We start from the raw sequence: 13188 nt of genomic DNA, 5'->3' as shown, positions 1-13188 counted from the left end.
CACAAACGACTTGATTCCCGCCGTACCCTTTTTTCAGGCGGTGCGTGCCAGTGCCAGGCGCAGCAGCCGCGCGTCCAGGCGTTCGGCGAAATCTTTCGGTGCCTGCAGGCCCATGCGCTGCAGGTACACCGCATCGCCGTCGCCGGCCGGTTGCCGCAGCGCTGCCCAGACGGTGCGCAGCTTGTCGCTGCGGGTCTGCGTGTTGGCCTTCAGCCACGCCAGCGCTTTGACCAGCACCTGCTCGATCTCGTTGAAATCGCTGCCCAGCGGGTAGTCCGGCAGGCTGCCATCGGCACGGAATGGGGCCAGTGCCGCGGCCAGTGCCTGCGGCGTGTTGCGCTGCTGGCGCTGCGGGTCGGGCTGGGACGCCGCCAGCAGCTTGCGCGAGGCGTGTGCCTGCTGCAGCAGATCGCCCTGGAAGGGCGCTTCGGTGATCGCGGTCATCGCATGCACGCAGTCTTCGTCGGTCAGGCCGCGCAGATCGGCGATGCCGTACTCGTTGAGGTAAATGTCGCGCAGGTGGCGCGGGATGGTGGTGTGGCCGTAGTTCCAGCGCACGTTCGATTCCCGGTGGCCCTTGTCATCGCGTGCGGCACGGAACATCAGCACGCTGCGCGCTTCCGGCAGGGCATGTGCCATCGCCACGAAGTTGTACTGGCCGCCCACGCCGGACACCACGCGTCCATCGTCCAGCGCGTCCGATACCGCCGCGCCGAGCGCGGTAGCCATCATGCAGGAATTGAAGAAGCGCGCATGGCGGCGCTGCAGGCGCTCCAGTGCCTCGTTACCGCCATACAGCTGGTTGATCTCGCTGATGCGGCGCATGCCGATCGCACGGCATTCGTCTTCCGGCAGCGTGCGCAGCCACTCGTAGAACTCCGGTGAGCCCAGGTAGAACGCACCGTGCAGGTACTCGCCTTCGGCGGCCAGGGTGGCATGGTCGATGGACAGCGTGCTGCCATTTTCGATGCGTTGCATCAGCGCCAGGTCGTCGTGCACCTTGCGCTTGATCACCCCGGTCTGCACCAGCCTGCGGAAGCCCTCGTTGAGCATCTCGCTGCAGCCGTACAGTCCCACTTCGAACGGGTCCACGCCGCCGATCTCCTGCACCAGCGGGTGGCTGGCCAGCTGCGGATCAAGTGCATGCAGCACGCGGCGGTAGCGCGCGTTGTCGGTGTGGCGCAGCACCAGCGCATGGCTGAGCGCGTCGGCCAGCGTGCCGATGCCGATCTGCAGGGTGCCGCCGTCGCGCACCAGGGTGCTGGCATACAGGCCGATGGCGTAGTCGGCATCGCCGACCGGCTGCCGCGGCAGCCCGAACAGCGCCGGGTACGGTGGCGGTGGGGTGATCACCAGATCGAAGAACGACACATCGACCGTCGCCGAGCCGGCCAGGTAGGGCAGCTGCGGATCGATCTCGGCGATCAGCAACGGGCGCGGCAGGCCGCGCGCGGTCATCGCATCGAGCGTGTCCTGGGTGATGTCGTTGTTGCACGACAGCGAAAGCCGGCGGTCATTCGGCCGCATCGCCACCTTCTGCACGATCACCTGCGGTGCGCGCTGAGCGACCGCATCGGCGGCGTGGGTGTAGTTCAGGCTGGTATAGCTGGATTGCGCCTGCCGCGAACCGAGCAGGGCGCCGGACTGCATGTAGAACTCTTCCACCTGCACGTGCGCTGGCAACGCGTCGCGCGCGATCGCATCGGCATAGGCCAGGCGCGGGAAATCGTCGCCGAAGTGGCGCTGCGCAAACGGCGCCAGGAAGCGTGCCTCCAGGCCGTTGCCACGCGCCTTCGGCGGATTCAACGACAGCGCGGTATACAGCTGCAGCGGCCGTGAGGGATCGTGCTCGACGCGCGCATACAGGGCGTTGAGCAGCCGATGTGGCTTGCCCAGCGCCAGCGGTGCCCCGATCCGCAGCGGCCCGTCCACGCGCGCTAACAACCAGTCGACGGCGGCGTCCAGGTCGGTGAGGTGTTCGGTCATGCGTGGCGGTCCTGCGTGCGGGGGAGTGCGGGCATTACAGCATGTCGGGCTTGAACCGCCGTCGACGCGAGACTTCCACGCCGGACACCATGAACTGCCCGTCGCCGCGGTAATGCACCGTGCGCGGCAGTTTCGGCCGGGACGCAACATGGGCGCGCACGATCTCCCAGATGAACAGGTTGCTCGACGCCACCTGGCTGTCGTCGTACAACCGGCATTCGAAGTTCGAGTGGCATTGCCCGACCAGCGGCGCACCGACCTCGCGCGCGGGCAGCGCATCGAGCCCGAAACGGGCGAACTTGTCGACCTCGCGGCCGCTGCAGTTGCCGATGTCCACCACGGTATCGAGCAGTTCCACGCCGGGTACGTTGATCACGCACTCGCCACTGCCGACGGCCAGTGCATGGCTGTGGTTTTCATTCCACAGGTAGGTGGCGACCAGCGACGGCGAGAAGCCCATCACCATGTGCCAGCCCATCGTCATCAGGTTGCGCTGGCCGCGCCAGGCGGTGCTGACCAGCACGATCGGGCCGGGTTCGAGGAAGCGTCGGGCCTGCTCGACCGGGAATTCCTTCTTGGGAAGCGCTTTCATCCGAAGCCTCGGCCGGGAGTGCTCGATGCTGGCGCAAAGCCGATGAATCCGGAGTCGAGGGGCTTGACAGGAGGTTCGATTACGCGCGTAATCAGATTATCGATTACGGATGTAAACAATGATCCCGATCAGCGAAGCCGAAGCCGTTGTGATGGAGGTGCTGTGGCAGCAGGCACCGCGCAGCGCCGATGATGTGGTGGCTGCGCTGGCTCACCGCGACTGGGCCGAGCCGACCATCAAGACCCTGCTCAACCGCCTGCTGACCAAGGGCGCCATCGCCGCTGAGCGCGATGGCCGGCGTTACCTGTACCGGCCGCTGCTGCAGCGTCAGGCGTGGGTGGAGGCGCAGAGCCGGGACTTCATCGGCCGTGTCTTCGAAGGCCGCGTGGCACCGCTGGTGGCGCACTTCAGCGAACGTGGCCAGTTGAGCGCGCAGGACATTGCCGAACTGAAGAAGCTGATCCAGGAGCTGGATCATGACTGAGCTGCTCGGCGGACTATGGCAGGCCAGCCTGTGGCTGGCGGCAGGCGTGATCATGCTGGCTGTGCTGCGTCCGTTGCTGCTGCGGCTGGGTGGCGTTGGACTGGCCTATCGCAGCTGGTGGTTGCTGCCGATGCTGCTGTTGGCGCTGATGCTGCCGCTGCCGCAGGTTGCGCTGTTGCAGCAGGTACCGACGTTGCCGCTGAAAGTGATGCCCGGTGCCATCGATGCGCTGAGCCGGCCGTCGCTGCCATGGGGTGGGCTGTTGCTGGCGCTGTGGGCGACGGGTGCAGGTGCCTGCCTGTTGCGCGACCTGCGCGCGCAGCGTCGCTTCGAACGGCGCATGGGCCAGCTGAAGCCGCGCGCCGATGGCAGCTGGCAGGCCAGTGGTGACCCAGGCCTGCCAGCACTGGTTGGCCTGTGGCGGCCGCGAATCGTGGTTGGCCCGGACTTCGATCAACAGTTCAGCGCACAGGAACAGGGGCTGATCCTGCAGCACGAGCGCAGCCACCGCCGCAATGGCGATCACTGGGCCAATGGTGCGTTGCTGCTTATGCGTGCGGTGTTCTGGTTCCACCCGCTGGTGCTCTGGGCTGCACGCTGCTTCCTGCGCGACCAGGAACTGGCCTGCGATGCCCGCACCATCGCCCCGCAGCCTGCGCTGCGCGGGCTTTACGCCAGCACGCTGCTGAAGGCGCAGCTGGTCCACCCGGTTGCGCCAGCGGTCTGCCATTGGCGCAGCCAACCCGTGTTGAAGGAGCGTATCGCCATGTTGAAGCAGTCCAAGCGGAAGGCATTGCCGTGGGTATCGGGGCAGGTGCTGGTCGTCGGGTTGTGCCTGGGAATGGGCGCAGTAGCGTGGGCCAGCCAGGGCGATGCGATGGCTGGCCGCCCGGCAGCGGCGGTCATGGATCGGGAGATCCAGGTCGTCAAGATGCCACCGCCTTCCTATCCGAAATCCGCGGTCGAGGAGCGCCAGGTGGGCGTGGTGAACCTGCGCGTGGAAGTGGATGCCAGCGGCCAACCCACCGATGTCAGGGTGCTCAGTGCCACCAATCCGGGCGTGTTCGACGCGGTGTCGATCACCGCAGCGCGCAGCTGGACCTATCGGCCGGCGATGAAGAACGGCAAGCCGGTGGCAGGCGCAGTGAAGATTCCGATCACCTTTGCGATGGACAACAGCGAGGACGCCCAGTGAAGTCCGCGCCGCTGCTCGTGGTGGCGGCGCTGATGATGGGGTGTGCGAGCCAGGAACGGCTGGCCACCGTGCACACCCGCAGCGAGAATGTCGGCCACCAGCGACTGCAGCCGCAGGCGGGCGGTGGCAGTGGGCAGTTGCAGGCATATTCGCTGGGTGCGACCGAGGGCTACCGGATGCCGCAGTTGTACGCGGCACCGGCCCCGGAGGTCGGCGATCGTGACCCGCGTGCGGAACTGGCGCCGACCACGATCTGCCTGCAGGTGGTGGTTGATGCCAACGGCGTCGTCGAGCGCAGCCTGCCATTGACCGATCGCCCGGAGTGCGCGGCAGGTGCTGCGGGCGAGAATGCGCCCCTGCTGCAGGCTGCGCAGGAGGCCGTGGCGATGTGGAAGTACTCGTCCGCAGCGGTCTGCCACTTCGCGGCTGGCAAGGTGCCTGCCGACCGCGGTGACTGCCGGGGCGCCGAACGGGTCGAGCCGGTGGCGGTCACCCTGCAGTACGCCTTCACCTTCGAGATCGTGAAGGGCCAGCATGTGGTGCGCACGCGGGGAAAATGAACGCTCGCGGTCCGTGATGGAAACCGATGGCGCCGGGCTCTGCCCGGCGTACGTCAGGCCCCTCCCTGGATGTTGGCCTTCACCGCCGGTTGCATCAGCTTCGGTTCTTCCAGCGTGGCATCGCGGGCCTGGCGCACGCTGACGAACTCTGCCTCGGCCACGCCGTCATGCACGTGGATGTTGTGCGCGCGCTGTTCACCGATGGTGGTTTCGTTGGCGAAATCACGGCCCCCCGGGCCGTAGTCGTGGCAGACGAAAACCCGGGTGGTATCGGGCAGCGCCAGCAGGCGCTGGATCGAGCGGTACAGCTGCGCGGCATCGCCACCCGGGAAATCGCAGCGTGCGGTGCCGCCGTCGGGCATGAACAGCGAGTCACCGGTGAACAGCGCATCGCCGATCAGGTAGGCGATGCTGTCGCTGGTGTGGCCGGGCACGGCGATCACCTGTCCTTGCAGCTCGCCAATGGCAAAGGTTTCGCCGTCGCTGAACAGGTGATCGAAGATCTCATCGGCGGCCGGAAGCTGCAGGCCATAGCGCGGCGCGAACGTGGCCTGCACCGCGCGGATGCCTTCACCGATGGCCAGCGTGGCGTGCGGGAAGCGCTGCTTGAGCCGGCGCCCGGCCGACACATGGTCCGCATGGGCATGGGTTTCCAGCAGCCAGCGCAGCTGAAGGTCCTGCTGTTCGATGGCCTGCAATGCCCCGCGCAGCGGTGATTCGCTGCTGGCGTCGGTGTCCGGGTCGTAGTCCAGGACCGGGTCGATCAGCGCCGCCTCACTGCTGGCCGGATCGCTGACCAGGTAGCTGAAGGTATTGCTGTCACGGTGGAAGAACGACTGCACCTGGACCGGCATCGGAATTCTCCTCAGCGCGTGCCGAGCACGCGGTTCAGCAACTGCGCCAGGTTCTCGCCGGCCAGTCGCAGCTGCGCTTCGGCCAGCGGCCGGTAGCGCTCGGTGTATTCGTCACCGATTTTACGCGTGGCCGGATAAACGCCAGCTTGCATGGAAATGCGGCAGCTGGCCTCGGCCCAGGTCTGTGGGTCGCGCTGCGGGTTGGACTGGCGCGCCAGCTTCGGCGCGCGCTGGCTCTGCAGCAGCGGCAGGTAGCCGGCGTCGTCCAGCTTGCGGGTGTTGAGCATGCCGCTGTCCCACAGCGAGTGCAGGTTGGTACCGCGGTTGCCGAACTGCAGCTGGAAATCGTTGCCGCCCTTGTCATGAGCGTAACCGGCATGCATCGGCTGGTGGATGTCGCCGACCAGGTGCACGACGAACTTCAGTGCCTGCAGGCGCTCGCCATCGGTCAGGCTGCGGTCGCCCAGGATGGCGCTCTGTGCTTTCAGGGCCTCGACGATGCAGTTGCCGTTCCTGCAGTGCTTCGGTGCTTCGTAATGGCAGTCGTCTTCGGCGATGTTGACGTAGTGCCAGCCGGCCGAACGACGGCCCAGGCCGGGGTCCTTGGCGCGCAGCTGGTCGGCCCACGGCGCGATGCTGGCCAGGGTGGCGTCCGCTTCGGTGGCCAGCAGGCGGTCCACTTCGGCGCGGGCGGCGGGGTTGAGGCGGGCGTCGGCGACTTCGGCAACCAGGCGGTGGCCTTGCGCGCCCCAGGCATGGGCGGGGGCGGAGACGGACAGCAGGGCCGGCACCAGGGTGGCGGCGAGGAACAGGGAGTGCAGGGCTTTCATGCACATATTCTAGCGGGGTAGGTGGATTGAAGAGCGCCTGCCCCTGCAGCCCCATCCAACATGGCTGCGGAGGCGGATGCAAACGTCAAAGGCAACATCAAGAACAAATGCAGGATCAAAATCCGCCTTTTGCAATTGCAGGCAACCATTACGCCTCGGATGTACAGGCTCTGCTCCCCGCCTCGCCCCAGCTCCGGAACCGCTTCAGTCCCAGGCACAAAAAAGCCCCGGCAATCACCGGGGCAACATGCTGCGAGGGTTTTGCGTATAGCGGGGGAGCGGGGGGGCGAAGCCCCCCGCACTCAACACACCGCTTTAGAACTTGAAGACGTACGAAGCGCCGTAGACCAGCGGATCGATATTGACCGTGCCGATCTTCTCGCCGTTCAACTTCACCTTGCTGTCGATGTCGATCCAGCGCATGTCCACGCGCAGGGCGCCCTTCTCGCCGATCGCGAAATCGATGCCCGCATGCGCGGCCAGGCCCCACGAATCCTGCAGCTTCAGCTTGCTGCCGGCCAATGCACCGGTGGTATCTTCGCTGAAGAAGGTGGTGTAGTTCACACCTGCACCGACGAACGGCGACACCTTGCCCTTGCTGTTGAAGTGGTACTGCAGGGTCACCACCGGCGGCAGCTGCTTGGTGCTGCCGACGCGGCCCAGGCCGTTGATGTTGATGTCGTGCTTGAACGGCAGCGCGGCCAGCACTTCGATGCCCAGGTTGTCGGCGATGAAGTACTCGCCGGTGATGGTCGGCTTGACGTCGTTGTCGACGTCGACCTTCAGGGTGCCGCCGGCCAGCCAGCCGTTGTTCGACTTCGGCGCCACCTGGTGCACGCCGGCCGAAACGGTCCAGTCGCCCTTGGACTGGGCCATGGCCGGGGCGGCGGCGAGGGACAGGGCGGCGGCCAGGCTGGCCACGATCAGGGAGGAGGTCTTGCGCATGGGGGTGTTCTCGTTGCTGGGTGGATGGCGACAGTCTCGGCCTCACGCCGCGCTAACGCTTTGATCCGGATCAAATCCTGTCCGCCGACCTGCTGGCGGCCCGGCCTGGCCCACGGTGGCCAGCCCCGGCCTGCTAGACTTGTGGGCCCTATCCATCCCGCCGCACCCGTCGCGGCTGCAGGAGCTTGAGAAATGGCAATCAAGGTTGGTATCAACGGTTTCGGTCGCATCGGGCGTAACGTCCTGCGCTCGGCGGTGCTGAACTTCGGCGACGACATCGAAATCGTGGCCATCAACGATCTGCTGGAGCCGGATTACCTGGCCTACATGCTCAAGTACGACTCCGTGCACGGCCGCTTCAAGGCCGACGTAGCGGTGCAGGGCAACGACCTGCTGGTCAACGGCAAGAAGATCCGCCTGACCCAGGAACGCGACCCGGCCAACCTGAAGTGGGACGAGGTCGGCGCCGACGTGGTGCTGGAAGCCACCGGCCTGTTCCTGACCAAGGAAACCGCGCAGAAGCACATCGATGCCGGCGCCAGGAAGGTCATCATGTCGGCCCCGTCGAAGGACGACACGCCGATGTTCGTGTTCGGCGTGAACGACAAGACCTATGCTGGCCAGGCAATCATCTCCAACGCGTCGTGCACCACCAACTGCCTGGCTCCGCTGGCCAAGGTCATCAATGACAAGTGGGGCATCAAGCGCGGCCTGATGACCACCGTGCATGCGGCCACCGCCACCCAGAAGACCGTCGATGGCCCGTCCAACAAGGACTGGCGCGGCGGCCGTGGCATCCTGGAAAACATCATTCCCTCGTCCACCGGTGCGGCCAAGGCCGTCGGCGTGGTCATCCCGGAACTGAACAAGAAGCTGACCGGCATGAGCTTCCGCGTCCCGACCTCGGACGTGTCGGTGGTCGACCTGACCGTCGAGCTGGAGAAGGAAGCCACCTACGCCGAGATCTGCGCTGAAGTGAAGGCACAGAGCGAAGGCGCGCTGAAGGGCATCCTCGGCTACACCGAAGACAAGGTCGTGGCCACCGATTTCCGCGGCGAGACCTGCACCTCGGTGTTCGACGCCGACGCCGGCATCGCCCTGGACGGCACCTTCGTCAAGCTGGTGACCTGGTACGACAACGAGTGGGGCTACTCCAACAAGTGCCTGGAAATGGCCAAGGTCATCGCCGCCAAGTAAGGCCGGTGTAGATCGCAGACGGACCCCGGCCTGGCCGGGGTTCGTCGTTTATGGGACCCACCCTGTCGTAGCATGGGGCGGTCGACCGCCGCCGCTGGGGCGCGGGATCGCATTGGAAGCACGCAATGGAAGCACTGATAGCCCTGGTCGTACTGGTTCTTCTGGCCATTCCGCTGTTGCTGGTGGTCGCGCTGGTGATGATTGCCGGCCTGCGCCGCCGCGTCGCTGCGCTGGAAAGCGCGATGGCCGCCGCGCCGGCCGCCGTCAGGCCGGCCGCCACCGCACCCGCGCCTGAACGGCCTGTGGCCGCACCTGCTGCCAGCGCCGATCCACCGTTCCTGCGGCCGGCCGCCGCTGCTGCTGCGCCTCAGCCCCCGCAGCCACCGGTGCGCGAAGCAACGCCCACCGAGGTGCCTGTCCCCCGTCCTGCTGCGCCACCGCCGGTGCCGCCGGTGCCGGTGCAGCCGCCGCTGCCTTCCGAACCGGAACTGCCCAATGTCATCGAGCGTGGCATCGGTGCGGTCAAGCGCTGGTTCACCGAAGGCAACGTGCCGGTCAAGATCGGCATGCTGGTGCTGCTGGCCGGTGTCGCAGCGCTGCTGAAGTACGTCAGCGACCAGGGCTGGCTGGTGCTGCCGATCGAACTGCGCCTTGCCGGCATCACCGCGGCTGCGCTGGGCCTGCTGGCCTTCGGTTGGCACCAGCGTGAACGCCGGCGGCTGTTTGCCCTGGCGCTGCAGGGCGGTGCCATCGGCGTACTGCTGCTGACCATCTTCGCGGCGTTCAAGCGCTTCGACCTGATTCCGCCGGCCTTTGCCTTTGCCAGTTCGATCGCACTTGTGGCCGGGCTGTGCGTGCTGGCGGTGGTGCAGAACTCGCGCACGCTGGCCGTACTGGGCATCCTGGCCGGCTTCATGGCACCGCTGTGGCTGTCCACCGGCAGTGGCAACCACGTGGGGCTGTTCAGCTATTACGCCGTGCTCAATGCGGGCATCTTCGCCATCGCCTGGTTCCGCCCGTGGCGCGCGCTGAACCTGCTGGGCTTCGCCTTCACCTTCGGCATCGGCACCTTCTGGGGCGTGCTGCAGTACGCACCGGACAAGTTCAGCAGCACTGAGCCGTTCCTGGCGCTGTTCTTCGTGTTCTACCTGCTGATTCCGCTGCTGTACGCGCGTCGCCAGCCGGCCGGCCGGCGCGACCTGATCGATGGCAGCCTGGTGTTCGGCACGCCGCTGGTCGCGTTCTCGCTGCAGGCAGGCATGCTGCACGCGCAACCGATGACGCTGGCACTGTGCGCGCTGGGCCTGGCGGCGATCTACGCGGTGTTGGCCCGGGCGCTGATCGCACGTGCGTCGTACACCGTGCTGGCGCAGTCGCATGCCGTGCTCGCGGTGGGTTTCGCCACGCTGGCGGTGCCGCTGGCATTGTCGGCGCGCGCCACGGGCGCCGTGTTTGCACTGGAAGGCGCTGGCCTGGCGTGGTTGGGGCTGCGCCAGAAGCGGTGGCTGCCGCAGGTCTCCGGCGCGTTGCTGCAGATCGGCGCCGCATTCGCCTTCGTTGCCGGTGGCGACCACTGGCACGAAGACCTGCGCTTCCTGATCAACCCGACCGCCGTTGGCGCGCTGTTGCTGGCCCTGGCCGGCTTCGCGTCGGCGTGGAGCTACCAGCGCAGGCCGCGTCATGAGGTCGCACTGGTGTATTACCTGTGGGGCCTGCTGTGGTGGCTGGGCGGCCTGGTCCATGAGATCACCCGCTTCTTCCCGTACCGCACCGAAGTGGACGCGTTGCTGGTGCTGGCCGCGGTCACTGCCTGGCTGGCGGCCGAAGCGCAGCGTCGCCAGCCGGCGCGTGCGCTGGGCGTGACCGCGCTGGCCATGCTCGCGCTGGGCTTCCCGCTGGCCCTGATGCAGAGCGATGCACACCACCAGCCATTCGCCGGCCACGGCGCGCTGGCCTGGGCGGTGTTCGCGGTACTGGGCGTGCGTACCCTGCTGTGCCTGCGCCAAGGCGGCGATACCGTGGCCCGCATCGCGCAGTTCCTGTGGTGGCTGCTGTGGCCGTCGCTGCTTTCGTTGCTGGCCTTGTGGGGTAGTGGCGAGGCCGGCCTGGCGCAGGGTTGGACGACCCTGCTGGTGACCTTGCCGTGGCTGCTGATGGCGGCGCTGTCGCTGTGGCGCTGGAACGCATTGCGCTGGCCGCTGGGCGCGGCATTCGACAGCGCGCGCGTCCCGCTGCAGTGCGTGCTGTTCGGCCTGCTGGCGATCGGTTGGCTGCTGGGCCAGCTGCTGCCGGGCGACGCCGCACCGCTGCTGTGGCTGCCGGTGCTGAATCCGGCCGAGATCGGCCAGTGGCTGAGCCTGCTGCTGCTGGCGCGCTGGCTGTACGGCAGTGAGGCACCGCAGGCATTGCTGAACATCCGCATGCCGCTGCTGGCACTGGCGGCCTTCCTCGCGTTGACCAGCCTGGTGCTGCATGGCGTGCACCAATGGGGTGGACTGGCGTGGAATGCCTCGATGATGCGCTTCAGCCTGGCGCAGACCAGCCTGACCGTGTTGTGGAGCGTGCTGGGTGTGATTGCCTGGGTGTGGGGTTCGCGTCGCAGCCAGCGTGTGTTGTGGATGGTCGGTGCCGTGCTGATGGGCGTGGTGCTGGCCAAGCTGGTTATTGTCGATCGCCAGCACCTGGGCAACCTGCTGGGCATCGCATCGTTCATCGCCTACGGCCTGCTGTGCACGGTCGTGGGTTATCTGGCACCGGCACCGCCAAGCGCGGCGCCGACCGTGGAGGAAACGCAATGAGGAAGTGGAGCAGGGCGCTGCTGCCGGCGATGTTCGGCATGCTGGCCGCCGTCGTGGTACAGGCGGCTGATTACCGCACGCAGTATGCCGAGCAATGGCCGCTCACATTGTCCAGTGCGCAGTCCGGTGCCTACCGTATCGTGCTGGAGCCGGCGATCTACCGCCGTGCCGTGACCGCCGATCTCAGCGATCTGCAAGTGTTCAACGCGGCCAGCCAGTTGTTGCCGTCGGCACTGCTGGCGCCGGACCAGCCGCTGGCGCAGTCGCCGGTGCAGCGTGAACTGCCGTGGTTCGTGCTGCCGCCGCTGGCCGATGCACAGCGCAACGACCTGCAGCTGCTGACCGAGCGTGATACCGATGGGCGCGTGCGCCGGGTCGAAGCGCGGGTGGGTGGCGGGGCAGGGTCGAGCGGGCAGGGCGGCTGGCTGATCGACGCCAGCATGCTCGATCAGCAGCCGCTGGCGGCACTGGTGCTGGACTGGAACGACAGCGGCCAGCCGCTGCAGGTGCAGGTGCAGCTGGATGCCAGTGACGACCTGCAGCACTGGCGATCGATTGGCCGCGACGTGCCGCTGGTGGATCTGCAGCGCGCCGGCAAGCGCCTGCTGCAGCGCCGCCTGCAGGTGGACGGCGCTGCACGCTACCTGCGCATCCTGGCGCAGGGCGACTCGCGCCTGCCGACCCTGCGCGGCGTACTGGCGGAACTGCCGCCAGCTCCGGCCACGCTGCCCTGGGAATGGCTGTCGCTGGAGCCGACGTCGTCGGGCAAGGGCGAGTACACCTTCGAGATGGATGGCCGGTTCCCGGTGGCACGTGCCGATGTCGCCAGCACCGATAACAGCCTGGTGCAATGGACGCTGTTCAGCCGCGATGACGAGAGTGCGGAATGGCAACGTCGCAGCGCGCCGTGGATCGCCTACCAGGTGCAGCAGGGCACGCAGGGCCAGCGCCAGCAGTCGGCGGCACAGCCGCTGGGCGGGGTGCACCGCGACCGCTACTGGAAACTGGTGGCGAATCCGGCGGAAACCGCCACCGCGCCGACGCTGCGCCTGGGTTACCAGCCGGAAGTGCTGGTGTTCCTGAGCCAGGGTGCGGCGCCCTACGCACTGGCGGTGGGCAGCGCGACCGCGCGCCGCACGGACGCGCCGATCGGGGTGCTGATCGAGGAACTTCGGCAGCGCAACGATCCTTCGTGGCAGCCAACACTGGCGCGCCTGGAAGGCAGCCCGGAGCCGCTGGCCGGCGATGCGGCGCTGAAGCCGCAGCGCGATTGGAAATCGTGGTTGCTGTGGGCGTTGCTGGGCCTGGGCGTACTGGTGGTGGGTGGCCTGGCGCTCAGCCTGCTTCGGCAGAAGCCTGCGCCTTCGGAATAGGTTCCAGCGAACGGCGCAGCCCCTCGTGGGTGGGGTTGGTCGTGCAAAGCAAAAGCAAAAGCCGCGCTTGGCCGGGCGGGGTGGGTTCGTGGGGGACGCCGCAAGTACGTCCTTGTAGGCTTGGCAGCCGCATCCATGCGGCTGGCACCCCCGCGAACCCACCCCGCCCGGCCTCTGACAATTTCCGTGTGCGTCCACCCACGGAAAGAAAAAAAGGAGAGCAAAAGCTGCTTGGCAGGGCGCTCTTTGTAGAGCCGAGCCCATGCTCGGCTGCTGTTCGCGATAGACCCAGCCGAGCACGGGCTCGGCTCTACATTTTTCTCCGACACCAGAAACCGCTTTTGCCTTTGCCATCTGCATCACCTCAGGTGCCT

11 protein-coding genes are annotated in these 13188 nt (G+C 67.1%); 6 read left to right on the top strand and 5 right to left on the bottom strand.

Annotated features, from left to right (window positions below; translation table 11 throughout):
* Positions 1-33: 33 nt before the first annotated feature.
* Positions 34-1986, bottom strand: coding sequence for an acetyl-CoA hydrolase/transferase C-terminal domain-containing protein (locus ACM0PB_RS19015; protein WP_065179077.1), 1953 nt, complete (start codon positions 1984-1986; stop codon positions 34-36).
* 34 nt (positions 1987-2020) lie between these two features.
* Positions 2021-2578 carry a flavin reductase family protein gene (locus ACM0PB_RS19010; RefSeq protein WP_065179076.1) on the bottom strand — a complete coding sequence of 186 codons (558 nt, stop codon included), beginning with the start codon at positions 2576-2578 and terminating at the stop codon, positions 2021-2023.
* A 118-nt stretch (positions 2579-2696) separates the two neighbouring features.
* Between ACM0PB_RS19010 and ACM0PB_RS19005 the strand changes: the two genes are divergently transcribed.
* The 3 genes from ACM0PB_RS19005 to ACM0PB_RS18995 are packed head-to-tail and all read left to right on the top strand — an operon-like array spanning position 2697 to position 4817.
* Positions 2697-3062, top strand: a complete 366-nt coding sequence (locus ACM0PB_RS19005; RefSeq protein WP_065179075.1) for a BlaI/MecI/CopY family transcriptional regulator — start codon at positions 2697-2699, stop codon at positions 3060-3062.
* On the top strand, positions 3055-4257 hold the full coding sequence (locus tag ACM0PB_RS19000) for a M56 family metallopeptidase (RefSeq protein ID WP_065179074.1): 1203 nt from the start codon (positions 3055-3057) through the stop codon (positions 4255-4257). The genes ACM0PB_RS19005 and ACM0PB_RS19000 overlap by 8 nt, the downstream gene beginning before the upstream one ends.
* Positions 4254-4817, top strand: coding sequence for a hypothetical protein (locus tag ACM0PB_RS18995; RefSeq protein ID WP_065179073.1), 564 nt, complete (start codon positions 4254-4256; stop codon positions 4815-4817). Before ACM0PB_RS19000 ends, ACM0PB_RS18995 begins: the two co-directional genes overlap by 4 nt.
* A 53-nt stretch (positions 4818-4870) precedes the next feature.
* On the opposite strand, the gene ACM0PB_RS18990 is transcribed toward ACM0PB_RS18995, so the two are convergent.
* The 3 genes from ACM0PB_RS18990 to ACM0PB_RS18980 form a co-directional block, all read right to left on the bottom strand.
* Positions 4871-5671 (bottom strand): MBL fold metallo-hydrolase, encoded by an 801-nt coding sequence (locus tag ACM0PB_RS18990; RefSeq protein WP_065179072.1) that lies wholly within the window; start codon positions 5669-5671, stop codon positions 4871-4873.
* An 11-nt stretch (positions 5672-5682) separates the two neighbouring features.
* On the bottom strand, positions 5683-6501 hold the full coding sequence (locus ACM0PB_RS18985) for a S1/P1 nuclease (RefSeq protein WP_065185306.1): 819 nt from the start codon (positions 6499-6501) through the stop codon (positions 5683-5685).
* Between the two features lie 315 nt (positions 6502-6816).
* A complete protein-coding gene (locus tag ACM0PB_RS18980; RefSeq protein ID WP_005418891.1) occupies positions 6817-7446 on the bottom strand; it encodes an OmpW/AlkL family protein in 630 nt (209 codons plus the stop codon).
* 192 nt (positions 7447-7638) lie between these two features.
* On the opposite strand from ACM0PB_RS18980, the gene gap reads away from it, so the two are divergent.
* The 3 genes from gap to ACM0PB_RS18965 all read left to right on the top strand — a co-directional run bounded on the left by gap (position 7639) and on the right by ACM0PB_RS18965 (position 12814).
* Positions 7639-8643 (top strand): type I glyceraldehyde-3-phosphate dehydrogenase, encoded by a 1005-nt coding sequence (gap, locus tag ACM0PB_RS18975; RefSeq protein ID WP_005418885.1) that lies wholly within the window; start codon positions 7639-7641, stop codon positions 8641-8643.
* A 125-nt stretch (positions 8644-8768) separates the two neighbouring features.
* Positions 8769-11441 carry a DUF2339 domain-containing protein gene (locus ACM0PB_RS18970; protein ID WP_065197136.1) on the top strand — a complete coding sequence of 891 codons (2673 nt, stop codon included), beginning with the start codon at positions 8769-8771 and terminating at the stop codon, positions 11439-11441.
* Positions 11438-12814, top strand: coding sequence for a DUF3999 domain-containing protein (locus ACM0PB_RS18965; protein ID WP_065197135.1), 1377 nt, complete (start codon positions 11438-11440; stop codon positions 12812-12814). Before ACM0PB_RS18970 ends, ACM0PB_RS18965 begins: the two co-directional genes overlap by 4 nt.
* Positions 12815-13188: the final 374 nt, after the last annotated feature.

Origin of the sequence: Stenotrophomonas sp. AR029 (assembly GCF_047520695.2) — a bacterium.
GTDB classification, from domain to species: Bacteria; Pseudomonadota; Gammaproteobacteria; order Xanthomonadales; family Xanthomonadaceae; genus Stenotrophomonas; species Stenotrophomonas sepilia.
Note: the sequence above shows the minus strand (reverse complement) of the source record. Positions and strands in the feature narration are given on the sequence as shown.